Origin of the sequence: Thermomonas sp. (assembly GCF_041919455.1) — a bacterium.
GTDB lineage: Bacteria > Pseudomonadota > Gammaproteobacteria > Xanthomonadales > Xanthomonadaceae > Thermomonas.
Genome location: NZ_JAYRTQ010000006.1, coordinates 162,864 through 185,272 on the forward strand (window position 1 = coordinate 162,864; position 22,409 = coordinate 185,272).

21 protein-coding genes are annotated in these 22,409 nt (G+C 66.3%); 7 read left to right on the forward strand and 14 right to left on the reverse strand.

Annotation, left to right across the window (positions count from 1 at the left end; all coding sequences use genetic code 11):
* Positions 1-12: 12 nt before the first annotated feature.
* The 3 genes from ACE3T8_RS06090 to ACE3T8_RS06100 are packed head-to-tail and all read left to right on the forward strand — an operon-like array spanning position 13 to position 3,651.
* Positions 13-1,008: a carbohydrate kinase gene (locus tag ACE3T8_RS06090; RefSeq protein WP_374607657.1), complete on the forward strand. Its 996-nt coding sequence runs from the start codon at positions 13-15 to the stop codon at positions 1,006-1,008.
* Positions 995-2,227 (forward strand): AGE family epimerase/isomerase, encoded by a 1,233-nt coding sequence (locus tag ACE3T8_RS06095; protein ID WP_374607659.1) that lies wholly within the window; start codon positions 995-997, stop codon positions 2,225-2,227. The genes ACE3T8_RS06090 and ACE3T8_RS06095 overlap by 14 nt, the downstream gene beginning before the upstream one ends.
* Entirely contained in the window at positions 2,224-3,651 is a 1,428-nt protein-coding gene (locus tag ACE3T8_RS06100; RefSeq protein ID WP_374607660.1) for a glycoside hydrolase family 47 protein, read from the forward strand. Before ACE3T8_RS06095 ends, ACE3T8_RS06100 begins: the two co-directional genes overlap by 4 nt.
* A 3-nt stretch (positions 3,652-3,654) precedes the next feature.
* On the opposite strand, the gene ACE3T8_RS06105 is transcribed toward ACE3T8_RS06100, so the two are convergent.
* The 9 genes from ACE3T8_RS06105 to pstS (ACE3T8_RS06145) all read right to left on the reverse strand — a co-directional run bounded on the left by ACE3T8_RS06105 (position 3,655) and on the right by pstS (ACE3T8_RS06145) (position 11,490).
* Positions 3,655-4,407 (reverse strand): DUF2063 domain-containing protein, encoded by a 753-nt coding sequence (locus ACE3T8_RS06105; RefSeq protein ID WP_374607662.1) that lies wholly within the window; start codon positions 4,405-4,407, stop codon positions 3,655-3,657.
* The gene (locus tag ACE3T8_RS06110; RefSeq protein ID WP_374607664.1) at positions 4,404-5,228 is read right to left on the reverse strand and encodes a DUF692 domain-containing protein; all 825 of its coding nucleotides are present in this window, start codon (positions 5,226-5,228) and stop codon (positions 4,404-4,406) included. Before ACE3T8_RS06110 ends, ACE3T8_RS06105 begins: the two co-directional genes overlap by 4 nt.
* 6 nt (positions 5,229-5,234) lie before the next feature.
* Positions 5,235-5,690: a hypothetical protein gene (locus ACE3T8_RS06115; protein WP_374607720.1), complete on the reverse strand. Its 456-nt coding sequence runs from the start codon at positions 5,688-5,690 to the stop codon at positions 5,235-5,237.
* Between the two features lie 112 nt (positions 5,691-5,802).
* Positions 5,803-6,498, reverse strand: coding sequence for a phosphate signaling complex protein PhoU (gene phoU / locus ACE3T8_RS06120; RefSeq protein WP_374607666.1), 696 nt, complete (start codon positions 6,496-6,498; stop codon positions 5,803-5,805).
* Positions 6,498-7,313, reverse strand: coding sequence for a phosphate ABC transporter ATP-binding protein PstB (gene pstB / locus ACE3T8_RS06125; protein ID WP_374607668.1), 816 nt, complete (start codon positions 7,311-7,313; stop codon positions 6,498-6,500). The genes phoU and pstB overlap by 1 nt, the downstream gene beginning before the upstream one ends.
* Positions 7,314-7,332: 19 nt before the next feature.
* Positions 7,333-8,205, reverse strand: a complete 873-nt coding sequence (pstA, locus tag ACE3T8_RS06130; protein WP_374607712.1) for a phosphate ABC transporter permease PstA — start codon at positions 8,203-8,205, stop codon at positions 7,333-7,335.
* Between the two features lie 11 nt (positions 8,206-8,216).
* A complete protein-coding gene (pstC, locus tag ACE3T8_RS06135) occupies positions 8,217-9,179 on the reverse strand; it encodes a phosphate ABC transporter permease subunit PstC (protein ID WP_374607670.1) in 963 nt (320 codons plus the stop codon).
* A 34-nt stretch (positions 9,180-9,213) separates the two neighbouring features.
* Positions 9,214-10,314, reverse strand: coding sequence for a phosphate ABC transporter substrate-binding protein PstS (gene pstS, locus ACE3T8_RS06140; protein WP_374607671.1), 1,101 nt, complete (start codon positions 10,312-10,314; stop codon positions 9,214-9,216).
* Between the two features lie 156 nt (positions 10,315-10,470).
* Positions 10,471-11,490 (reverse strand): phosphate ABC transporter substrate-binding protein PstS, encoded by a 1,020-nt coding sequence (gene pstS, locus ACE3T8_RS06145; protein WP_374607673.1) that lies wholly within the window; start codon positions 11,488-11,490, stop codon positions 10,471-10,473.
* A 277-nt stretch (positions 11,491-11,767) separates the two neighbouring features.
* On the opposite strand from pstS (ACE3T8_RS06145), the gene ACE3T8_RS06150 reads away from it, so the two are divergent.
* Positions 11,768-13,081 carry an OprO/OprP family phosphate-selective porin gene (locus ACE3T8_RS06150; protein WP_374607675.1) on the forward strand — a complete coding sequence of 438 codons (1,314 nt, stop codon included), beginning with the start codon at positions 11,768-11,770 and terminating at the stop codon, positions 13,079-13,081.
* 267 nt (positions 13,082-13,348) lie between these two features.
* On the opposite strand, the gene ACE3T8_RS06155 is transcribed toward ACE3T8_RS06150, so the two are convergent.
* Together ACE3T8_RS06155 and ACE3T8_RS06160 are read right to left on the reverse strand one after the other, a co-directional pair.
* Positions 13,349-16,024 (reverse strand): TonB-dependent receptor domain-containing protein, encoded by a 2,676-nt coding sequence (locus ACE3T8_RS06155; protein WP_374607714.1) that lies wholly within the window; start codon positions 16,022-16,024, stop codon positions 13,349-13,351.
* Positions 16,025-16,134: 110 nt separating this feature from the next.
* Positions 16,135-17,637, reverse strand: coding sequence for a hypothetical protein (locus tag ACE3T8_RS06160; protein WP_374607677.1), 1,503 nt, complete (start codon positions 17,635-17,637; stop codon positions 16,135-16,137).
* A gap of 245 nt (positions 17,638-17,882) precedes the next feature.
* Here ACE3T8_RS06160 and ACE3T8_RS06165 point away from each other — a divergent pair, with 245 nt between their 5' ends.
* Both ACE3T8_RS06165 and ACE3T8_RS06170 read left to right on the forward strand, forming a co-directional pair.
* Positions 17,883-18,734 (forward strand): 2OG-Fe(II) oxygenase, encoded by an 852-nt coding sequence (locus ACE3T8_RS06165; protein WP_374607716.1) that lies wholly within the window; start codon positions 17,883-17,885, stop codon positions 18,732-18,734.
* Positions 18,735-18,814: 80 nt separating this feature from the next.
* Positions 18,815-19,612: a TonB family protein gene (locus tag ACE3T8_RS06170; RefSeq protein WP_374607679.1), complete on the forward strand. Its 798-nt coding sequence runs from the start codon at positions 18,815-18,817 to the stop codon at positions 19,610-19,612.
* Between the two features lie 3 nt (positions 19,613-19,615).
* Here ACE3T8_RS06170 and nth read toward each other — a convergent pair whose 3' ends face one another.
* The 3 genes from nth to ACE3T8_RS06185 form a co-directional block, all read right to left on the reverse strand.
* The gene (gene nth, locus ACE3T8_RS06175) at positions 19,616-20,287 is read right to left on the reverse strand and encodes an endonuclease III (RefSeq protein WP_374607681.1); all 672 of its coding nucleotides are present in this window, start codon (positions 20,285-20,287) and stop codon (positions 19,616-19,618) included.
* Entirely contained in the window at positions 20,284-20,583 is a 300-nt protein-coding gene (locus ACE3T8_RS06180) for a hypothetical protein (RefSeq protein ID WP_374607682.1), read from the reverse strand. The genes nth and ACE3T8_RS06180 overlap by 4 nt, the downstream gene beginning before the upstream one ends.
* Positions 20,584-20,657: 74 nt before the next feature.
* Positions 20,658-21,440 (reverse strand): enoyl-CoA hydratase/isomerase family protein, encoded by a 783-nt coding sequence (locus ACE3T8_RS06185; protein ID WP_374607683.1) that lies wholly within the window; start codon positions 21,438-21,440, stop codon positions 20,658-20,660.
* A gap of 214 nt (positions 21,441-21,654) precedes the next feature.
* Here ACE3T8_RS06185 and ACE3T8_RS06190 point away from each other — a divergent pair, with 214 nt between their 5' ends.
* On the forward strand, positions 21,655-22,383 hold the full coding sequence (locus tag ACE3T8_RS06190; RefSeq protein ID WP_374607685.1) for an FKBP-type peptidyl-prolyl cis-trans isomerase N-terminal domain-containing protein: 729 nt from the start codon (positions 21,655-21,657) through the stop codon (positions 22,381-22,383).
* The last annotated feature ends 26 nt before the right edge of the window (positions 22,384-22,409 follow it).

Sequence of the window (22,409 nt, forward strand, 5' to 3'; positions counted from 1 at the left end):
CACGAGACCCACATGCGTCCGATCCTTTGTTTCGGCGAAGCCCTGATCGACTTCCTCGCCCGTCCGGGCGAGACGCCGGACGCGCCACGTGCGTTCCTGCAATTCGCCGGTGGTGCGCCGGCAAACGTGTCGGTATCGGTGGCGCGGCTGGGCGGCAACGCACAGTTCATCGGCATGCTGGGCCAGGACATGTTCGGTGACTTCCTGCTCGACAGCCTGCGCGATGCCGGCGTGGGCACCGACGGCATCGTCCGCACCGCAGACGCGAAGACCGCATTGGCCTTCGTCGTCCTGGACGATGATGGCGAACGCAGTTTCAGTTTCTATCGTCCACCTGCCGCCGACCTGCTGTTCCGTGACGAACACTTCATTCCCGCGATGTTCGAACATGCAGCGGCGTTGCACGCCTGCTCCAACAGCCTGACCGAGCCGGCCATCGCCGAGGCGACCTATGCTGGACTGCGCCGCGCCCGCGCTGCCGGCGCGCTGGCGAGCGTGGATATCAACCTGCGACAAGTGCTGTGGGCGCCTGACGTCGATCCAACGCCATGGCTATGGCGTCTGCTGGACGAAGCGGTGCTGGTGAAGCTGGCCCGCAACGAACTCGACGATCTGGCCACGCCGCTCGGCAGCGAAGATGCGGTGTTCGAGCGCCTGTTCGCCGGCCACGCGCGGCTGGTGCTGGTCACCGATGGCGCCGCCGACATGCAGTGGCGCACGCGCAATACGCGCGGGACGGTCGCGGGCTTCAGGGTGCGTGCCATCGACACCACCGCAGCCGGCGATGCCTTCGTCGGCGGCCTGTTGTTCAAACTCGTGCAACAAGGTGTCGATGCCACCAGCTTCGATGCTTTCATCAATGACGACACCGCGATCCGCGAGGCGATGCGTTTCGGCGCCGCCTGTGGCGCGCTGGCCGTCACCCGCCATGGCGCGTTCGCGGCCATGCCCACCCATGCAGACGTGCAGCGATTGCTGCAGGACGAGGACACCCATGGACCAGCCTGATTTCCGTTCCCCCGGGTTCCTGCGCGCGCACATCGCGCGGACGATGGACTTCTACCATCCGCGCTGCATCGATCCGGCCGGTGGCTTCTTCCATTACTTCAAGGACGACGGCACGGTCTACGACGCCCGTCATCGCCACCTGGTCAGCAGCACGCGCTTCGTCTTCAACTACGCGATGGCGTGGCGCGAATTCGGCGATCCCGACTACCGCGAGGCGATGCTGCATGGCCTGCGCTACCTGCGCGAGGTGCACCTCGACACCGAGACCGGCGGCTACGCGTGGACGATCCGCGAGGGCGTGCCGGAAGACCGCACCAACCACTGCTACGGCCTGGCCTTCGTGCTGCTGGCGTACTCGCACGCGCGGATGGCTGGCGTGGCCGAAGCCGCCGACTGGATGGAGGAAGTCTGGACACTGCTGGAGGCCCGTTTCTGGGAGGCCGAACATGGCCTGTATCGCGACGAAGCCGATGCCGACTGGAACTTCAGTGCGTACCGCGGCCAGAACGCCAACATGCACATGTGCGAGGCGATGCTCGCCGCCTACGAAGCCAGCGACGACACCCGCTGGCTGGATCGCGCGCTGCTGCTGGCCAGCAACATGACCCGCCGGCAGGCAGTGCAGGCCGGCGGCCTGGTCTGGGAACACTACGATGCCGACTGGAATGTCGACTGGAACTACCACCTCGACGATCCGAAGCATCTGTTCCGGCCGTGGGGCTTCCAGCCCGGGCACCAGACCGAATGGGCCAAGCTGCTGCTGATCCTCGACCGGCATGTCGCCGAGCCCTGGCTGGCACCGATGGCACGCCACCTGTTCGACACCGCGCTGGCGCGATCCTGGGATACCGAGCGCGGCGGCATGTATTACGGCTTCGCGCCGGAAGTGCGCCGGCAACCAGGCATGGACGGCGCGCCGATCACCGGCGACAGCTTCGTATGCGACGACGACAAGTATTTCTGGGTGCAGGCGGAATCGCTGGCTGCGGCTGCACTGCTGGCGGCGCGCTTCGACGACCAGGAATACTGGGACTGGTACGAACACCTGTGGGCGTACGCGTGGGCGCACATGGTCGACCACCAGCACGGCGCGTGGTTCCGGATCCTCGATGCCGACAACCGGAAATACAGCGACGAGAAGAGCCCGGCCGGCAAGACCGATTACCACACCATGGGCGCGGCCTACGACGTCATGAACCTGCTGAGGCCGGTGCAATGAGGCCCGGCATCCTTCGCACGTGCGGGCTTGCCGCGCTCCTGTCGATGTTGGCGACGGCACCGGCCTTGGCGTTGGCGCAGGCATCGGGCGGCTATATCGCGCCGCCGGCCCCGGTGTATGCGCAGCCGATGGACGATGCCGAGGCCACGCGCCTGGCGACGCGCGTGCGCGAGGAGACCCGGCATGCGTGGCAGGGTTACATGCGATACGCGAAGGGCCACGACGCACTCAAGCCGCTGAGCAGGAAGCCGCACGACTGGTATCCGCACTCGCTGCTGATGACGCCGGTGGATGCGCTGGACACGTTGTTGCTGATGGGCCTGGACAAGGAGGCCGCGGAAGCGCGCGATCTCATCGCCACGCAGTTGTCGTTCGACCACGACATGCCGGTGCAGAACTTCGAGGTCGTCATCCGCCTGCTGGGTGGACTGCTCTCCGGTTACCAGATGACGGGCGACGAGCGACTGCTCGCATTGGCCGACGACCTGGGCAGGCGCCTGCTGCCGGTATTCGAATCGCCGACCGGCCTGCCTTATACCCATGTCAACCTGCGCACCGGTGTGGTCAGCGGCAAGGTCAGCAATCCCGCCGAGACCGGCACCCTGCTGCTGGAATTCGGCACCCTGTCCAAGCTCACCGGCAAGCCGATCTATTACGACAGGGCCAAGCGCGCGCTGGTGGCAACGTTTGATCGGCGCTCTACGATCGGCTTGGTCGGCAGCGCCATCGATGTCGAAACGGGCGAGTGGACGGACCGCGACAGTCATGTCGGCGGCGGCATCGATTCGTACTACGAGTACCTGCTGAAGTGCTGGAAGCTGTTCGGCGACCAAGCCTGCAAGCGCATGTGGGAGGAGAGCGTCGGCCCGATGCAGCGCTACCTCGCCGATGAGGTGCGCGATGGCGAACTCTGGTACGGCCATGCGGACATGGACAGCGGCGCGCGCGGTGCCAGCGTGTACGGTGCACTCGACGCATTCCTGCCGGCGGTGCTGGCGCTGGGTGGCGACCTCGATCGCGCTGCGCGCCTGCAGCAGTCCGGCCAGGCGATGTGGCGGCTGCACGGCATCGAGCCCGAGGCGCTCGACTACCGCAAGATGGAAGTGACCTCCGGCGGCTACCAGCTGCGTCCGGAGATCGTCGAGTCCGCCTACTACCTGCATCACTACACCCGTGATGTGCGCTGGCGCGCGATGGGCCGCGAGTTCTTCGACGACTTCGTCCGCCACGCACGCACCGAGGCCGGCTACGCCGCGATCAAGGATGTGCGCACGATGGAACAGCGCGACTCGATGGAGAGCTTCCTGCTGGCGGAGACCTTCAAGTACTGGTGGCTGCTGTTCTCGCCGCCGTCGGCGCTGGATTTCGACGGCGTGGTGTTCAACACCGAAGCGCATCCGCTGCGGAAGACCTGGACGGACTGACGATCAGGCGGCAGTTCGCGTGCCTGGCAGCACGCCTTCGTCGCGGAGGCGTTGCAGGATCGGGCGTGCTTGGACGAGAAATGCGTCAAAGTGGGGCTGGCCGGCTTCGACCGCCAGCCGCTGCAGCAACGCGCGACCAGTCTCTCCGCTCTCGGAACCGACCAGCTCCAGCAACCGGAACAGCAACGGCGACAGCATCGAGAAGTGCACGCGGCCGTCGGGCTCGCGGCGCAGCAGCACCAGCGTGGGTTCGGGTGGTGGCTCGACGGGTTGGAACTCCGGGCCGATCCGGTGCACGGGCCAGCGATACGCGAGTGGCCACGCCAATGGCGACAGGATCGGTACGTCGTCGAGCAGATCGGCACTTGGGTCGTGTGGCGGCAGCTCGGCTTCGCTGAGTTGCAGGCCGAGTTCGGCCCATTCGTAGTGCGCCAGTTCTGCGAGCCAGGGCCGCGCGGGATCGGTGCCGGCGTCGGACTCCAGGAAGGCGATGAACTCGCGGCCAAGTTGGGTGAACAACGGGGTATGGCTGTGGTGGCGCGCCAGGAAGCCGCGCACCAGCGCACGCCAGTCGGCATCGTCCAGGGTCTTGCGAATGACCGGGAAGTTGCCGGTCAGGAGGCCCTCGAGGTTGTTGTAGACCAGGTCGCTGTAGATCTTCAGCCGCCGCGCCTCGATGCCGGGCGGGCCGGCATGCGCATCCGGATCGCGCACGTGCGCGGCGAGTGCATCCAGTTGCTGGCGCAGCTCGCTCATGCGGCCTGCGTCTGGGTGTCGCGGATGCGTTGCACTTCGTCCAGCAGCGTGGCCAGCGGCGGGAAATTGAAATCGCGTTCCAGCAGGGTGGGGCGCAGGCCATGCACGCGATACGCATGCGCGAGCAGGTCCCACACGTCGTCCTTCACCGCAGTACCGTGGGTGTCGACCTTGAGGTCCTCGGCTTCATCGAAGTGGCCCGCGATGTGGAGGCCGGCGATGCGTTCGCCCGGCATCGCCTCGATGAAGGCGCGTGCGTCGTAGCCGTGGTTGATGGCGTTGACGTAGACGTTGTTGACGTCGAGCAGCAGGTCGCAGTCTGCCTCGCGCAGCACGGCATCGATGAAGTCGACCTCGCCCAGCGCCTGGTAGGGCGCGGCGTAGTAGCTGACGTTCTCGACCGCGATGCGCCGGCCGAGTACGTCCTGCACCTGGGCGATCCGGGCAGCGACGTGATGCACCGCTTCATCGGTGAACGGCAGCGGCAGCAGGTCGTAGAGATGGCCACCGGCACTGCAGTAGCTCAGGTGTTCGCTGTACAGGGCGACGTCATGGCGATCGAGGAATTGCCGCGTGCGCTGCAGGAACTCGAGATCGAGCGGGTCCGGTCCGCCCAGCGACAGCGACAGCCCGTGGCAGCTCAGCGGATGCCGCGACGACAATGCCTGCAGCTTCTCGCCGAGGACGCCACCGACGCCGATCCAGTTGTCCGGTGCGCATTCCAGAAAATCGAAGGCGCCCGCGGGCGCCTCGATCAGTTCGTCCAGCAGCGCCCTGCGCAGGCCCAGGCCCGCGCCGCGCAGTGTCCGTGCATCCGCCATGCGCGATCAGGGATTGCCGCCGCACTTGCCCTCGCCGCATTTGCCTTCACCGCACTTGCCCTCGGCGGTGGCCTTGCCGTCGCCCTTGGCCTTCATGTCGGCGTGATGCTTGTCCATCTCGGCCTGGGTGATGAAGCCGTCGCCGTCCAGGTCGTGGCCGGCGAACTTCTCTTCCTTGCCCTTGTGCGCGGCATCGAACTCGGCGCGCGACAGGCGGCCGTCCTTGTCGGTGTCCATCTTGGCCATGCCGCAGCCGCCTTCATGGGCATCCTTGCCGGCCGCCTGGCCGCCGCACTTGCCCTCGCCGCATTTGCCTTCCCCGCACTTGCCTTCGCCGGCCTTCGCGGCGGCGGGCCTGGCGTCCTGCATGTAGCCATGCGCCAGGGTGTCCATCGAGAACAGCGAACCGGCGGCGACGGCGGCACCGACCAGCAGCACCAGGGGTTTGCGGGATTGCGACATGGTTGGCTCCTTGCGCGGGCGCGCATTGCGGGAGCGCCGATGCTACCTCGGGGCAGCCGCGGCGGCCAGCATCGCACCGGCCAGCGCGCATTCATCCCGCCGGGCGGGGCGTTCACACCACCGTGGTGCTGGTGCCGTCGCGCTTGTCGCGCGGCGGCATCAATTCCTCGCCGTGGATCAGGAACCACACGTTCTCGGCGATGTTGGTGGCGTGGTCGCCGATCCGCTCCAGGTTCTTGGCCATGAACAGCAGGTGCGTGCACGGGGTGATCGCGCGCGCGTCTTCCATCATGTAGGTGAGCAGTTCGCGGAACAGGCCGGTGTAAAGGGTGTCGAGTTCGGCATCGCTGGCGCGCACGCGCAGTGCGGCCTCGCCGTCGCGCTGCACGTATGCGTCCAGCACGTCGCGGACCTGGCGCGCGGCCATGCGGCCCAGCGCATCCAGTCCGCGCGTGTGCGGCAGCGGCGGCGCCAGGTTCAGCGCCATCGAGCGCTTGGCGATGTTGGCGGCCAGGTCGCCGATGCGTTCGATGTCGGAGGCCACGCGCAGCGCCGCCAGGATCACCCGCAGGTCGCCGGCCAGCGGACCGCGGCGGATCAGCCGGATCACGTCGTGGTTGACCTGCTGTTCCAGCGCGTCGATCGCGTCGTCGTTGCCGATCACGCGTTCCGCGGCCTTGTCGTCGCGGCGCTCGACCACGTCCAGCGCCGCCTCCAGCTGCGACACCGACATGTGGCCCATGCGGATCAGTTCGTCGAGCAGCACGCGCTGTTCGTCGTCGTAGCTCTTGACGATGTGGTTGTTCATCAGCCGAACCTCCCGGTGATGTAGTCCTCGGTCTGTTGCTTGGCCGGGTTGGAGAAGATCTGCTCGGTCGCGCCGTGCTCGATCAGGTCGCCCAGGTACATGAAGGCGGTGTAGTCGGACACGCGCGCGGCCTGCTGCATGTTGTGCGTCACGATCATGATGGTGAAGTCGCGCTTGAGTTCCTCGACCAGTTGCTCGATGCGGCTGGTCGAGATCGGATCGAGGGCGGAGGTCGGTTCGTCGAGCAACAGCACGTCGGGCTTGAGCGCCACCGCGCGGGCGATGCACAGGCGCTGCTGCTGGCCGCCGGACAGGCCCAGGCCGCTTTCCTTCAGCTTGTCCTTGACCTCGTCCCACAGCGCGGCCTGCCGCAACGCCAGTTCCACGCGCGCATCCAGGTCGGCCTTGTTGAGCTTCTCGTGGTGGCGGATGCCGTAGGCCACGTTCTCGTAGATCGTCATCGGGAACGGCACCGGCTTCTGGAACACCATGCCGACCTTGCTGCGCAGGCGATTCATCGGGTACTTCGGGTCGAGGATGTTCTCGCCGTCCAGCAGCACCTCGCCCTTGGCCTCCAGCTTCGGGTACAGGGCGTAGATGCGGTTGAACACGCGCAGCAGGGTGGACTTGCCGCAGCCGGACGGACCGATCAGCGCGGTCACGCGCTTCTCCGGAACCTCCAGGTTGATGTGCTTGACCGCATGGAACTTGTCGTACCAGAAGTTCAGGTCGCGCGCGGCGATCTTCACCGGCGCGTCGGTCGGCAGGATGGCGTCGCGCACGGAGGCGGCGACGGCAAGGCGTGCATCGTTCATGGCATCGATCCGCGTCAGGTTAGTCATTGGACACTTTGTTGCGCAGCAGGAGGGTGCGCGCGACCAGGCTGACCGCGAGCACGAACAGGGTCACCAGCAGCGCGCCGGCCCAGGCCAGGTGTTCCCAGTTCTCGTAGCCGGAGCCGGCGAACTTGTACATGACCAGCGGCACCGCGCTCATCGCGCCGGTGGCATCCAGGCTGAAGAACTCGTTGCCGAAGGCAGTGAAAAGCAATGGCGCGGTTTCGCCGGAAATGCGCGCGAGGGCGAGCAGGATGCCGGTGACGATGCCGGGCAGGGCGCTGCGATACAGCACCTGCATCGTGACCTTCCACTGCGGCACGCCGAGCGACAACGCGGCCTCGCGCATCTGCACCGGCACCAGCCGCAGCATCTCGTCGGTGGTGCGCACCACCACCGGCAGCACGATGAAGGCCAGCGCCAGTGCGCCACCGATGGCGGAGAAATTGCCGCCGGTCTGCATCACGAAGGCCGCATACACGAACAGGCCGAGCACGATCGACGGCGCCGACAGCAGGATGTCGTTGACGAAGCGCACCACCGTGCCGAGCTTGCGATGGTTGCCGACTTCCGCCAGCCACGTACCGGCGGCGATGCCGAGTGGGGTGCCGATCGCCACGCCCATGCCGCACATCATCAGGCTGCCGACGATGGCGTTGCGCAGGCCGCCGGCCTCCAGCGGTGGCGGCTGGTCCTGGGTGAACAGCGAGACGCTGAGATGGGCCAGCCCCTTGGACAGCAGCGTCCACAGGATCCAGCCGAGGAAGACCAGGCCGAAGATGGCGGCGGCGCAGGCCAGGCCGATCGCGATGATGTTGGTCAGGCGACGACGGCGATACAGCTTGGCCGCGGCGATGTCGCGCGGTGACATGACGATCGCGTTCATCGGTTGCCCTCCTTGCGGGACAGGTTGGCCAGCATGAGGCGGGCGATCGCCAGCACCACGAAGGTCACGATGAACAGCACGAAGCCGAGCAGCAGCAGGGCCGCGCGGTATTCCTCGGTGGCCTCGCCGAAATCGTTGGCGATCAGCGCCGCGATGGTGGTCGACGGCTCCAGCAACGAGGCGGTGAAGTTCACGCTGTTGCCGATCACGAACGCGACCGCCATGGTCTCGCCGAGCGCACGGCCGAGGCCCAGGAACACGCCGCCGATCACCGCCGACCGCGTGTAGGGCAGGACGATGTCCCAGCTCACCTCCCACTTGGTCGCGCCCAACGCGTAGGCCGATTCCTTGAGGCGCGAGGGCACGGTCAGGAACACTTCGCGCATCACCGACGAGATGAAGGGAATCACCATGATCGACAGCACGATGCCGGAGGTCAGCATGCCGGCACCGATCGGCGGGCCCTGGAACAGCTTTCCAATGACCGGGATCGGGCCGACGTTCTCGTCAAGCCAGGGAATCATGTGTTCGCGCATCACCGGCATCAGCACGAAGAAGCCCCACATGCCGTAGATGATCGAGGGGATGCCGGCCAGCAGTTCGATCGCCGTGCCCACCGGCGTGCGCATCCAGCGTGGCGCGACCTCGGTCAGGAAGAACGCGATGCCGAAGCTCACCGGCACCGCGATCAGCATGGCGATGACGGCGGTGACCACGGTGCCGTAGATCGGCACCAGTGCGCCGTACTTGTTCTCGACCGGGTTCCAGTCGCTGGAGAAGAAGAAGTTCAGGCCTTCGCTGGCCAGCACGCTGCGGCCGCCCCACAGCATCGACAGCGCGGCCCCCGCCAGGGTCACCAGCACGAAGACTGCGGTGGCGCCCAGCATCCAGCGGAACAGCTTGTCGTTACGCGTGTCGGCGATGTCGCGTTCCGACACGGGAAGGGCGATGGCATTCATGCGTGGTCTCGAATCGGTGATGGGCGGGCTGCGCTTATTTCAGCTGCGCCGCCCAGTACGCCTCGACCTGCTGCACCAGCGCTGCCGGCAACGGCACGTAGTCCAGCGACTTCGCCTGTTCGGTGCCGCTGGCATAGGCCCAGCGGAAGAATTCCAGCGCGGCCCTGGCATCCGCCGCATCGCGCGGCTGCTTGCGCATCAGGATGAAATTGGTGGCGGTGATCGGCCACGCGTCTGCGCCAGGCGCATCGGTGATCACCAGGTTGAAGTCCTGCGCGCTCTTCCAGTCGGCGCTGGCCGCGGCGGCAGCGAAGCTGGCCGCATTCGGCTGCACCCATGCGCCGCTGGCGTTCTGCATCGCCGCATGCGCCATCTTGTTCTGCAGCGCATAGGACAGTTCGACGTAGCCGATCGCGCCCTTCAACTGCTTGACGTAGGAGGCCACGCCCTCGTTGCCCTTGCCGCCCACGCTGCTGCCGGTCCAGTTGACCGTGGTGCCTTCGCCGATGGCGGCCTTCCAGGCCGGGCTGACCTTGGTCAGGTAATTGGTGAAGTTGTAGGTGGTGCCCGAGCCGTCGGAGCGGCGCACCACATGGATCTTCTGTGCCGGCAGCGCAGTGCCCGGATTGGCGGCGGCGATCGCGGCGTCGTTCCACATCGTGATCTTGCCGAGGTAGATATCCGCGAGCAGCGCGCCGGTCAGGCGCAGCGTGCCAGCCTCGATGCCGGGCAGGTTGATCACCGGCACCACGCCGCCGATGGTCGACGGGAACTGCACCAGGCCGTCCTTCGCCAGTTCTTCCGGGGCCAGCGGCTTGTCGGAGGAGCCGAAGTCCACGGTGCCGGCCTTGATCTGGGCGATGCCGCCACCGGAACCGATCGACTGGTAGTTCACCTTGTTGCCGGTCGCCTTCGCGTAGTCGGCGGACCACTTCGAGATCAGCGGATACACGAAGCTCGCGCCGGCGCCGGTGATCTCGGCGGCGACGGCATCGCTGGCCGGGGCCGCGCTTGCCGAGGCGGCGGTCGGCGCGGCATCGCCGGTGGCGGCCGGGGCCGACTCGTTCTTGCAGGCGGACAGGCCGACGACCAGGCAGGCGGCGAGGGCGGCGACGCGGGGCAGTTGGCGGTTCATGCGGGTCTCTTCGATGTGCTTGTTTGGATCGCGACATGAAATGATGTTTTTGTGACACGTCGATGACAGCGTCCGGCCTTTCACGCACAACCGGGCGCCGGCCACGAAAAAGCGGGCCCGAAGGCCCGCCCTGGCATCACCGCAAAGCCTGCAGGCTCAGTACTTGAGCTGCGCGGCCCAGTAGGCGTCGATCTGCTTGACCAGCGCGTCCGGCAGCGGCACGTAGTCCAGCGACTTGGCCTGGGCGTCGCCGTTGGCGTACACCCACTTGAAGAACTCCTTGGCGTTGCGCGCGCCTTCCATGTTCTTCGGCGACTTGTACATCAGGATGAAATTGGTCGCGGTGATCGGCCAGCTGGCCTCACCCGGCGCATTGGTCATCACCAGGTAGAAGTCCTGCGCCTTGCCCCATTCCGCGGCGGCGGCGGCGGCGGAGAAGCTGTCGTCGCTCGGGTTCACGTAGTTGCCGGCGGCGTTCTTCAGGCGGCTGTAGGTCAGCTTCTGCTGCAGCGCATAGGACAGCTCGACATAGCCGATCGCCCCGTTGATCTGCTTGACGTAGGCGGCCACGCCCTCGTTGCCCTTGCCGCCGATGCCCACCGGCCACTTCACGGTGGTGCCTTCGCCGACCTTGGCCTTCCACTCCGGGTTCACCTTCGACAGGTAGTTGACGAAGTTGAAGGTGGTGCCCGAGCTGTCCGAGCGGCGCACCACGGTGATCTTCAGGTCGGGGAGGGCCACGCCGCCGTTGAGCGCGACGATGCGCGGGTCGTTCCACTTGGTGACCTTGCCCAGGAAGATGTCGGCCAGCAACTCGCCGTCCAGCTTCATCGCGCCGGACTGCACGCCCGGCACCTTCAGCACCGGCACCACGCCGCCGATCACCGACGGGAACTGGGCCAGGCCGAACTTCTTCAGCTCTTCCGGCTTCAGCGGCGCATCGGACGAACCGAAGTCCACCGTGCCGGCCTTGATCTGGGCGATGCCGCCGCCCGAACCGATCGACTGGTAGTTGACCTTCTTGCCGGTGGCGCCGGCGTAGTCCGAGGACCACTTCGACATGACCGGATACACGAACGAGGCGCCCGCGCCCGTGACGTCGTTGGCGGAGGCATTGAAGGCAAAGGCACCGGCCAGCACGAGGGCAGTGGCGCGCAGCTTGAGTAACTTGGACACGCAGGACTCCTGGGATGTGGCGGCCGCGCCGCTTCAGCCGCGCATTCCACTGCGGTTGGATGACAGGACTGTGTTGCAACGATGACCGTTCGATGACAATGGCGATCCGGGTCGTGCTGACGATCCTTGTGCATCGCCTCGGCGGGTTTCATCGAACTGTCATGTTTCGACAACACGATTGTCAGAATCGGATCGCAGGCTGTGCCCGTTTCACGGCTCCTTAACGACGCAGACCGTGGCCCACGATCCCAACGCACTTCCTTCCCGGAGCACGACCATGCAACGCAAGACCCTCGCCCTCGCCGTGACCCTGGCGCTGGCCGCCACCAGCTTCAGCGCTAGCGCGCAGGATTCGCGCGATGCCGAAATCGCCGCGCTCAAGCAGCAACTGATGGACCTGGTCGCCAAGGTGCAGGAACTGGAGTCGCGTACCGATGCACAGTCCGAGGTCAACGTCGACACCGCGACCCAGCTCGACAACCTCAGCAACAACGTCGCCAAGGTCGAGACCAAGGGCGGCATCAAGGTCACCTCGGCCGACAAGAATTTCGAGGCATCCCTGGGCGGGCGCATCCATTTCGATGCCTACAGCTTCGACAGTGACGTCGCCGCCACGACCGACACCACCGAGTTCCGCCGCGCCCGCCTGACCCTGTCCGGCAAGGCCTTCGGCTGGGAATACAAGGTGGAGAACGACTTCGCCGCCGGCAGCAACCTGGACGGCTTCCGCGACCTGTACATCGCCAAGAACATGCTGGGCGGCAAGGTCACCATCGGCCACTTCAAGCCGTATCGCTCGATGGAGGAGCTGACCAGCTCCAATGAAATCCTGCTGATGGAGCGTCCCAGCACCTCGGCCACCGGTATCTACAGCGGTCGCCAGTTCCAGCAGGGCGTGGGCTACCTGAAGGCCGGCAGCAACTACACCTTCGGCGTGAGCGCGTTCAACATGCGCAGCGCGCCGACCGCGCGCACCGAGGGCGCGGGCATCTCCGGCCGCGCCACCTGGGCGCCGATCGACAGCGGCACCACCACCCTGCACCTGGGCGGTTCGTACAGCCACGAGAACCTCAACAAGGGCACGCCCAGCGTGTCCGCGGTGTCCAACTACGCGGGCCGTCGTGGCCCGTCGCTGACCATGGCCACCACCAGCGCCGCGGTCGGCGTCAACGATTCGCAGGTCGATACCTTCGGCCTGGAAGCGGCCTTCCGCAACGGCCCGTTCTTCGTGCAGTCCGAGTACGCGCGCGCCAGCTTCGGCCAGGCCAACGGCAGCTCGCAGGACGTCGATGCCTTCTACGTGCAGGGCAGCTTCATGCTCAATGGCGGCCTGAAGGCCTACAAGGGCGCGACCGGCGTGTTCGGTTCGCCGGTGGTGCCGGCCGACAAGGGCCTGTGGGAACTCGTCGCGCGCTATGACGTGATGGAGAACAAGGACCTGCTGGACACCAAGACCACCTCGGCGCTGCTGGGCGTGAACTACTACATCAACCCGAACCTGCGGATGATGCTGAACTGGACCCAGGGCAAGAACGACAAGACCGGAGACGAGCCGTCGCAGGTCGCGCTGCGCACGCAGTTCGCGTTCTGATCCATCGCGCCACCTGCCATCGAACGCCCCGCCTCGTGCGGGGCGTTTTTTTTGCGGGAGAAGCGGGCCCGCGGATGGCGTCTTCGCGGGTCATCGCGGGCACACGGTTGCGTGCGTGTGGATGCCAACCGGAACCGCGGCCGATGGCGGCGCATCCGCTGCAGGGCACCAGGTTCGCGGCAGTTCCGTGATGGTTTGCCTGCCCTGAAACTGGAGGCCCGGCGATTGCGCATCGCCGGGCCCAGTGGTATCGCCAACGCAGCTCGTTCAGAAGTCGAGCGAGACGCTCAGGTTCCAGCTGACACCGGGCGAGTAGGTGTAGATGTCCACGCGGTCGCCGCCGCGCGCCATGAATTCCTCATGGTCCGTGCCCAACAGGTTGCGTCCGGTGAGCTTCAGCGACGGTTTGAACCAGTTCCAGCCGAAGAAGTCCTTGAAACGCTTGCGCAACACGAAATCGAGCGTTGTGCCGGGCTTGTCGATGTAGTCGGGTTGACCGGGGCGGCCACGCGCGACGATGCGCTCGCCCACGTAGTTCGCGATCAGCGTGGTCTGGAAGCCGCCATCCGCGCTTTCCACCCCGATTTGCAGGTTGCCGATGTGGTCACTCTGGCCCTGCATCGCGCTTCCATCGACGACGAAGCTTGCCGCAGGCTGCGGCATGCCGTTGAAGCCGGGCGGGATGACGGTGTCGTTCGCGCCGACGCTCACCTCCGATTTCGTCCAGGTGTAGTTGGTGGCGAGATACAAGCGGTTGTCGCCCCAGGTGACGCCGTCGAAGTATTTCTTGAACTCGACTTCGATGCCGTAAAGGCTGGCTTCCGGTGCATTGAGGAAGCTCTGGAAGGTCGCGTTGCCGCCGCCGCCGCTGGTCACCGCTTCCACCGGGTTCTCGATGGATTTGTGGAACAGTCCGGCGGTGAGGTACTCGCCTTCGTCGAAATACCGTTCGTAGCGCAGGTCGAGGTTGACCAGTTCGCTGTCCACCAGGAACGGGTTGCCGAAGAACAGGCGATCGATGTCCGGGTCGGTGTACTGCTGCGGTGCCAGTTCGCGGAACTGCGGACGGGCGATCGTCTTGGACGCGCCGAAGCGCAACTGCTGGTTGTCGGCGATGTTCCATGTAATGGCCAACGCCGGCAGGATGTAGTCGTTTTCCAGTGCCGGCGCGCTGTAGATCCCGGTGATGGGAACGCCACTGAAGATGTCCAGCGTGCGCACTTCCTGCACGGCGTCCTCATAGCGGAAGCCCAGGCTGCCGCGCAGGTTCGTGGCGATTTCACCTTCCAGCTGCAGATACGCCGACCTGATGTCCAGGCTGGCGTCGTAGGCGGACTCGCCGTTGTTGTTGGCGGTCTTCTCGCGCAGGACCAGCACGTCGTTCTGCAGGTTCCAGTCGCTCAGCAGGTACTCGATGCGCTGGTACTGGTTGAAGAGGGGCAGGCCGGTGCCGGAGACCGGGACGAAGTCGAACACGCGCTTCACCGCCTCGCGATAGTTCTTCGAGTACGCCCCGCCGAAGCTGAGGGTGAGCGCGCGCTCCTCCGTCGGCAGGTTCCAGGTCACGTCGACGCCCGCGCTGTCCACGTGGTCGTCGACCGCGCCGAACGCGAAGTCGTTGATCGGGAAGCCGCCGGTGATCCACGCGCCTCCCGCATTGCTGTACTGCACATGGGTTTCGAACGGCGTCGTGCGGTTCGCCTCGGACGTGGCGGCGCGCCATTCCAGGATCAGGTCGCCGTATTCGCCGAAGGAGTGTTCGCCCGACAACTGATGATTGACCAGTTCGCGTTCCAGCCACAGGGTGTAGTCGTCGCGGCGCACGTCGTCGCCCACCGCGCCACCGATGCCGACGTCGAAGCCGTGGCGGGATTTGGCTTCCTTCAAGGTGTCGTGCACGTACAGCGTCGTCCACGCCAGGCTGTGCTTTTCGCTCTTCAGGCCGAGCCCCAGGAGGCCATTGACCCGTGCGTTGTCCCTGGTCGAGGCGAAGTCGTAGGAATTGAGGTAATTGACGTCGCCGTTGAAGAACTCGGCGTCCTGCTGAAGACCGGTGCGGGTGCGCCACGTGTTCTCGAAACTGCCGACGGCGACGATGCCCAGCTTGACCGATCCGCCCAGGTCGAACGAGGTGCCGGCGCTGCCGCCGAAACCGATGTCGGGGTCGATGTTGTCCTTCTGCTGCAGCAGGTACTGGTTGGGGTCGTTCATCGCGCGGCCGAAGTCGCGGATGATCTGCGGATCGTGGCCGTAATTGGTGGAGAGGACCGGCTGGCGGCTGTTGATGACGCCTTCGGGCAAGTCGCGCCGGCCGTCGTCGTAGCCCCAGAAATCGTGGTCGTCGCCGTAGTAAGTCAGGCCCTTGGAATGGGTGGTGAGGCTGTTGAGGCCGCCGTTGACGGACAGCTTGAGGAAGGATTCCTCCGGCACGGTCAGGCTTTTCAGATCGATGACGCCGCCACCGAATTCACCCGGATAGCGCACCGAGTAAGTCTTCTGCACGGTCACGCCCTGCAGCACTTCGGCGGGGAACAGGTCCAGCGGCACCACCCGTTGCAGCGGCTCCGGGCTGGGCAGCGGCGAACCATTCAACAGCGCGGACGAATAGCGTTCGCCCAGGCCGCGAACGTAGACGAACTTGTCGCTCACCAGGCTCAGCCCGCTGACGCGTTGCAGCGCCTGCGCGGCATCACTGTCGCCGGTGCGCTCGAAATCGGCCTGCGTCACCACCGAGATCACAGACGAGCTCTGCAGCAAGGGCTCGGGAATGTACTCGGCACTGACCGAGACGGCATCGAGCGTGGCGGGCTCGTCCTGCTGCTGTTGCGGTTGCGGGGGCTGTTGCGCCTGCTGGGCCATTGCGACGCCGGGGGCGAGCAGGATTGCGCCGATGGCGACGAACAGGCCGTTGCGAAGCGGGAGGGAGGGCGGAAATTTGGACATCATGGACTTGAGCACCTTGGCTGCGTCGGGCGATCGGCGAGTCTTGGAAGCGGACGCGGCGGCTTGGGGCCGCCGCGTCCTTTCCACTGTTGGGGCAGTCGCGTCGCCGCTTACAGGCCGACCGTCCAGCCTTGCCACCAGGTATCGCCGGCGTCCTTCACCGCGCCGATGTAGGTGGTGTTGTCGAAGAAGCTGTACATGGCTTTCGCATTGATCGGCGTCACCGCGTTTTCATTGGCGCCCGGAACGAAGCTGCTGGGGTTCAGGGTCGAGGTGGTGTTGAAGACCGTGCCGGCATTGCTGGTCAGGGCGGCGCTGTAGCGACCGGCGGACGCGGTATCCACCGTGATCGAACCCACCACGTTTTCGTTGAACAACGTCTTGGAAGCGAAATGGTTGGAGAGCAGCTCGAGCGACGTGATGTTGCTGTCGAACAGGAAAGCAGCTTCCGCGCGCTTCTCGTTGGTGGTCGGCGCGGCCACGAACACGCTGTTCCAGATGTGCGCCCGGGTGCTGGAGTTGATCTTGACCAGCGTGTCCAGGCCAGGGTCGGTCGAGTAGATGGTGATGTTGGCGACCTTCGGCTCCGTGTTCGGCGTGCGGTTGTTTTGGGTGGACCACTCGAAGCCCGAGCCGGAGTCGCCCGGCGTCTTCACCGCGCGGGTCTTGCGGATGACCAGGCCGTACTGGATGCCGCCGTTCCAGCCCCAGTCGGCGTCCACGCCATCGTCATCCGCCTCGCTGATGACGATGTGCTTCAGGTTGACCGTGCCGCCGAAGATCTCGATGCCGTCGTCGCCGCTGAAGTGCGACTGGAAGTAGTCGATCTTGGTGCCATTGCCCACGCCGACCAGGGTCAGCGACTGCAGTTCGTTGGCAGTGCCGAGCACGAAGCCGGAGTTCAGCACGCGGGTATAGGTGATTTCGCCGCTGTTGTCGGTCGGGTCGTTGCCGCCACCGAACGCATTGCTCACGCCTTCCACCGCGCCCTGGCAGTTCGCGTCGCCGTAGACCGGGCCGCCGGTGCATTCGGTGACGGGCGCGCGGCCCATCAACACCACGCCGCCCCAGTTGTACTTGCCGGCGCTGCTGCTGCCCTCCAGGTCTTGCCTCGAGGTGAAGGTGATCGGCTCCGCCTTGGTGCCGAGGGCGAACAGCTGCGAGCCTCGCTGCACCAGCAGGACGTCCGGGCCGGAGGAAGCGAACAGGGTGACGCCGGCGCCGATGTTCAGGACGCCCTTCTTCGAGGGGTCGTTGACGTTCTTGTCGCCCAACTGATCCTGGCCCACGTTGACCTGGCCCTGGATCTGGTAGGCCACGCCGGCGACCTTGCTCAGGGTCAGCGTGCCGAGGATTTGCGAGGGCAGGCGGCAGGCGCGCCACACGCCATTGGCGAACGTGCCCTGGTCGATGGTGCCGGACGGACACACGGCGGTTTCGCCTGCCGGAGGCGCCGGCGGCGGTGCCGGCGGCGGCGGCGGTGGAACGGTCGGCGGCGGGTTCGCCGGGATGCCCGGAGAGACGATTTTGTCTGCGCCACCGCCGCAGCCGGCGAGCGCCAGTGCGGCGCCGAACGCCATCAGGAGGGACTTGGTGTTGTTGCTGACGGACATGATCCTGTATCTCCGGTCGTTGGACGGTATTGCTGGAATGTGGCGGGACGTTCGGGGTTTGCGGTTGCGCATTCGTGACGAACCGCATGGATGCATGCCAGCCGCCGCGGACGGCTGTGTCGCGCGGAGTCAATGGCGCGCTGCGGCACTGCACTGCCGGCATGCAGTGTTGGATCTTTTTGTTTCAGCGGTATTTCCGCTGCGTGAACGCTGTTCGCGCAGCGTGCGTGCGGCACAATGCGCACATGGAGAAGCGCAGTCTCGGTCCCGAACTCGAACGCTGGGTCGTGGCCCAGGCCATCGCCGGCAACGATCCCGGCAACGTGTTGCAGCCGCTGCTCGACGACGGGTGGGGTGAGCAGGAAGCGGTCGATGCGGTCGCCGCGGCGGTCAACGCCTATGTGGCCAGGACCGCGGAGCAGAGTGGCCTGCCGATGCCCGAGCGGGTGCCGGTGCCGACGGAGCCGAATGGTGCCTCCTCATTGGACGGCGGCGACCGCGAGGTGCACGTACTGGCCAGCATGCTGCTGCCACGCGTGGCGGTGCTCGGTGGCCTGCTGTCGGAAGAAGAGTGCGACGCGATGATCGAACTTGCGCGGCCCAAGTTGAAGCGTTCGACCACCGTCGACCCGGACTCCGGTGGCGACATGGTGCACGCGGCGCGCACAAGCCATGGCACCTCCTTCGTGCGCGGCGAGAATGCGCTGTGCGCGCGAATCGAGGCGCGGATCGCGCGCCTGCTGGACTGGCCGCTTGAGCACGGTGAGGGTCTGCAGGTGCTGAACTACGGCCCCGGCGCCCAGTACGAACCGCACTACGATTACTTCGATCCCGAAGCTTCCGGCAGCGCCGTCACCCTCTCACGCGGTGGCCAGCGCGTTGCCTCGGTCGTGATGTACCTCAACACCCCGGAGCGCGGCGGCGCCACAGTGTTCCCGGACGTCCACTTCGAGGTTGCCGCGGTCAGGGGAAACGCGGTGTTCTTCAGCTACGACCGCCCGCACCCGATGACCAAAAGCCTGCATGGGGGCGCGCCCGTGCTGGCCGGCGAGAAGTGGATCGCCACCAAGTGGCTGCGCATCGCTCCCCATGCCTGAGCTCGCCGCAGCGCACAATTCCGTGGCGAATTGATCGTTGATGCGCCCGGTCGTCCATCGAATGCGACCGTCTGTCGAGTATGTCGCTGGTTGTCATCATCGTGTCACCAAAAACCTCGGCGGCTGGATTGTCATCGTGGCGTCAGCACGATGTGCGAGCGAGGAGGCGAGCGATGGGCAGCAAGAAGTTCCTTGGGTGGGTGGCCAGCGCCTGCGTGGCGGTGTCGATGACAGCCGCGGCGGCAGAGCCGCAGCAGGCAAGGGTCTACACGTTCAACGTCGAGCTCGACGCGAGTGGCGCAACGGTTTCCGCAACGCCGACCCGCGATGGATCCGAAGCGGTCACCCGCCAGATCCAGCAGGAACTGCGCGGTTGGGTGTTCCGCCCTGCGCAACAGGACGGTGAACCAGCGCGCACCAGCACGTGGCTGCGTGTGACTGCGATCCCGGGCGAAGATGGTGCTGCCGCACGCATCCTGTCGGCCACGGTGGGTCCGGCCCCGCAGACCCTGAGCAATCCGGTATTCCCGAAGGCGGCGCAGTTGCGAGGCCATGAAGGCGTGGTGGTGCTTGCCCTGGACATGGACGCCCAAGGTCGTGTGCAGGACGTTGTCGTGTACGACACCGTCGGCGAGGTCAATCGCGCGATGGCGAACGCCGCGATCGCGGTGGCACGCGGCTGGACGTTCCACCCGGAGCAAGTTGAAGGCGCGTCGCAGGCCGCGAAGCTGCTGATGCCGGTGTGCTTCGTCGCGACTGAGGCAGTTGATGCCTGCTCCTGGACCGGGCCGGAGGATCAGTCCTTCGGTCGCCACACCGTGCTGACGTTGAACTCGGCTGCGCGCCTGGAAAGTCCCCTGGCATACGCGGGGCGCTGAGGCTCACGCCATGGTCTTGTCCGGGTAGCGGCACAGGTCGTGGATCACGCAATGCGCGCAGTCCGGCTTGCGCGCCTTGCAGGTGTAGCGCCCGTGCAGGATCAGCCAGTGATGGGCATCGCGCCTGAATTCCTCGGGCACCAGCCGGACCAGCGTGTCCTCCACCGTGCGCACGTCCTTGCCGGGTGCCAGCCCGGTGCGGTTGGAGACGCGGAAGATGTGGGTGTCGACGGCGATCGTCGGTTCGCCGAACGCGGTGTTGAGCACCACGTTCGCGGTCTTGCGGCCAACGCCCGGCAATGCCTCCAGCGCTTCGCGCGTGCGCGGGACTTCGCCGTCGTGGCGTTCCAGCAACAGCCGGCACAGCGCGATCACGTTCGCGGCCTTGGCGTTGAACAGGCCGATGGTGCTGATGTAGCCCTTCAGCGTTTCCTCGCCGAGCGACAGGATCGCAGCCGGCGTATTCGCCACCGGATACAGCTTGCGCGTGGCCTTGTTCACGCCGACGTCGGTGGCCTGCGCGGACAGCACCACCGCGACCAGCAACTCGAACGGCGTGGTGTAGTCGAGTTCGGTGGTCGGCGCGGGATCCAGCGCCTGCAGGCGCTCGAACAGTTCGGTGATTTCACCGGGGCGCAGTTTGCTGCCGCGTGCCGCGCGTTGCCTGGTCGTCATCGCGATGTCCGTTCGCGGGCTTTCGCCAGTGCGCGCGCCAAGGCATCCGCGGCTGCGCTGGGCAGGGCAGGCGCGGCACTGGCGATGGTCGCTGCCGGCGCGCGTGCCGCTTGGCGTTCGGCCTTGCGTCGTTGCAGGCGGGCATCGCGTGCGCGATGGCGTTCGCGTGCGGCCAGCGCGACAAGGCGGGCGTCGCGTGCTTCGATCAATCGCGCATTGCAACCGCCGTCGCAGCCGGGGCAGGGCTGCGCATCCAGCAAGCCGAGTTGCAGCGCGGCGTCGAGATCGTCCGCCATGAGCATTGCTTGCATCGCATGCGCACGCCCATCGTCGCAAGCCGTGCAATGGCAATGCGGGCACGCCGGAATCATCAACGCCCGTGGAACGTCGGCTTGCGCTTTTCGAGGAACGCGGAGGTGCCTTCGCGCATGTCAGCGGTCGAGAACACCAGGCCGAATTGCGCGGCCTCGTATTCCAGCCCTTCCTCGATCCCGCACTCGCCACCGACGTTCACGCAGTCCAGCATCCCGCGCAGGGCGAGCGGAGCCGATGCCGCCAACTGCGCGGCGAGCTTCATCGTTTCCGCTTCGAGTTCCGCCGCAGGCACCACCCGGTTGACGATGCCGAGTTGCAGGGCGCGATCCGCCGCGATCGGCGCGCCGGTCAGGCACAGCTCCAGCGTGGCGGCGCGCCCGCACAGGCGCAGCAGGCGCTGGGTGCCGCCGAATCCCGGTATGAGGCCGAGGTTGATTTCCGGCTGGCCGACCTTGGCGGTGTCCGCGGCGATGCGCAGGTGGCAGCACATCGCCAGTTCCAGCCCGCCGCCCAGGGCAAAGCCATTCACCATCGCGATCACCGGCTTCGGCAGGCGCTCGACCCGCCGCATCATGCGGGTGCCGCGCAGCGAGAAGTCGCGGCCCTGCACCGGGGTCAGGCTGTTCATCTCGGCGATGTCGGCGCCGGCCACGAATGCCTTGGGTCCGCTGCCGGTCAGCACCACCACGCGGACTTCATCGTCTGCACCTGCGTCGGCGAAGGCCTGGTCCAGCGCGTCCAGGGTGGCCGCGTTCAGCGCATTGAGCTTGTCGGGGCGATGGATCGTGATCGTGCGGATGCCGTCGGCATCCTGGATCAGCAGGGGGGAATCGGACATGCGGTCCCTCGGGACATGAATGGGAAAGAGCGGGCCGGAACTTCCGCCGCGCACGGGTGTCGGAGTGGCTGGCCTCAGTGGCGGTTAAGTGCCCCGGCCGGTATCCTAGCGTGTCATGCCGGGGCGGTTCGACCGGCGTCAGACAATCCTTCCGGCCGTGTGCCGGAGCCCGGTACCGCCCTTCGGCGGTTCCATACAGACGACGAGGTTGTGGATGAAGTTGCATGTGCTTGCTGCCAGCCTGGCGGCCCTGACCCTGACCGCGGGTATCGCCACCGCTCAGACCAAGCCGGCCACTCCGGCCACCCCCGCGGCCAAGCCCGCCGCCCCCGCCGCCGCCGCGGTGGTCGACAAGACCCACGCCAGCTATGCCTTCGGCTGGTCGCTGGGCCAGGACCTGCAGAACTCCGGCGAACCGGTGGACATCGCCACCGTGATCCGTGGTCTGCAGGACGCCTATGGCAAGAAGCCCGCGGCCTACACCGAGCAGCAGCTGGGTGCGGCCTATTCCGGCTTCCAGCAGCGCGTGCAGCAGAAGATGGAAGCCGAGTTCCGCAAGGCGCTGGCCGACAACCAGACGCAGTCGGCCGACTTCGTCACCAAGTACAAGGCCCAGCAGGGCGTGATCACCCTGCCGAGCGGGATCATGTACCGCATCGCCAAGCCGGGCACCGGTGCCAAGGCGACCGCCAACAGCCAGGTGCAGATCGGCTTCCGGAGCTTCCTGGCCGCGGTGGGCGTGCCGCTCAGCGGCGTGCAGACGCCGCCGGCGTTCAAGGTGTCCGAGGCCCCGATCCCGGCGCTGAAGGAAACCCTGCCGCTGATGCAGCAGGGCGCCGTGTGGGAAGTGGTGGTGCCGCCGGGCAAGGGCACTGGCGACCAGAACCAGCAGTTCGCGCAGCAGGCGATCGCCATCCAGATCGAGCTGGGTAGCGTCAAGTAATCGACGGCGCAACATGCTTTCCCCGA

Excerpts from the sequence above, each read along its gene's own strand:
- ACE3T8_RS06150 (WP_374607675.1), top strand. The coding sequence starts at position 11,768 with ATGCAACGCAAGACCCTCGCCCTCGCCGTGACCCTGGCGCTGGCCGCC.
- ACE3T8_RS06095 (WP_374607659.1), top strand. The coding sequence starts at position 995 with ATGGACCAGCCTGATTTCCGTTCCCCCGGGTTCCTGCGCGCGCACATC.
- ACE3T8_RS06185 (WP_374607683.1), bottom strand. The coding sequence starts at position 21,440 with ATGTCCGATTCCCCCCTGCTGATCCAGGATGCCGACGGCATCCGCACG.
- pstA (WP_374607712.1), bottom strand. The coding sequence starts at position 8,205 with ATGTCACCGCGCGACATCGCCGCGGCCAAGCTGTATCGCCGTCGTCGC.
- pstS (WP_374607671.1), bottom strand. The coding sequence starts at position 10,314 with ATGAACCGCCAACTGCCCCGCGTCGCCGCCCTCGCCGCCTGCCTGGTC.
- ACE3T8_RS06180 (WP_374607682.1), bottom strand. The coding sequence starts at position 20,583 with ATGGCGGACGATCTCGACGCCGCGCTGCAACTCGGCTTGCTGGATGCG.
- ACE3T8_RS06165 (WP_374607716.1), top strand. The coding sequence starts at position 17,883 with ATGGAGAAGCGCAGTCTCGGTCCCGAACTCGAACGCTGGGTCGTGGCC.
- ACE3T8_RS06090 (WP_374607657.1), top strand. The coding sequence starts at position 13 with ATGCGTCCGATCCTTTGTTTCGGCGAAGCCCTGATCGACTTCCTCGCC.
- ACE3T8_RS06190 (WP_374607685.1), top strand. The coding sequence starts at position 21,655 with ATGAAGTTGCATGTGCTTGCTGCCAGCCTGGCGGCCCTGACCCTGACC.
- ACE3T8_RS06160 (WP_374607677.1), bottom strand. The coding sequence starts at position 17,637 with ATGTCCGTCAGCAACAACACCAAGTCCCTCCTGATGGCGTTCGGCGCC.
- ACE3T8_RS06170 (WP_374607679.1), top strand. The coding sequence starts at position 18,815 with ATGTCGCTGGTTGTCATCATCGTGTCACCAAAAACCTCGGCGGCTGGA.
- phoU (WP_374607666.1), bottom strand. The coding sequence starts at position 6,498 with ATGAACAACCACATCGTCAAGAGCTACGACGACGAACAGCGCGTGCTG.
- ACE3T8_RS06155 (WP_374607714.1), bottom strand. The coding sequence starts at position 16,024 with ATGTCCAAATTTCCGCCCTCCCTCCCGCTTCGCAACGGCCTGTTCGTC.
- nth (WP_374607681.1), bottom strand. The coding sequence starts at position 20,287 with ATGACGACCAGGCAACGCGCGGCACGCGGCAGCAAACTGCGCCCCGGT.
- ACE3T8_RS06100 (WP_374607660.1), top strand. The coding sequence starts at position 2,224 with ATGAGGCCCGGCATCCTTCGCACGTGCGGGCTTGCCGCGCTCCTGTCG.
- pstC (WP_374607670.1), bottom strand. The coding sequence starts at position 9,179 with ATGAATGCCATCGCCCTTCCCGTGTCGGAACGCGACATCGCCGACACG.
- pstB (WP_374607668.1), bottom strand. The coding sequence starts at position 7,313 with ATGAACGATGCACGCCTTGCCGTCGCCGCCTCCGTGCGCGACGCCATC.
- ACE3T8_RS06110 (WP_374607664.1), bottom strand. The coding sequence starts at position 5,228 with ATGGCGGATGCACGGACACTGCGCGGCGCGGGCCTGGGCCTGCGCAGG.
- ACE3T8_RS06105 (WP_374607662.1), bottom strand. The coding sequence starts at position 4,407 with ATGAGCGAGCTGCGCCAGCAACTGGATGCACTCGCCGCGCACGTGCGC.
- ACE3T8_RS06115 (WP_374607720.1), bottom strand. The coding sequence starts at position 5,690 with ATGTCGCAATCCCGCAAACCCCTGGTGCTGCTGGTCGGTGCCGCCGTC.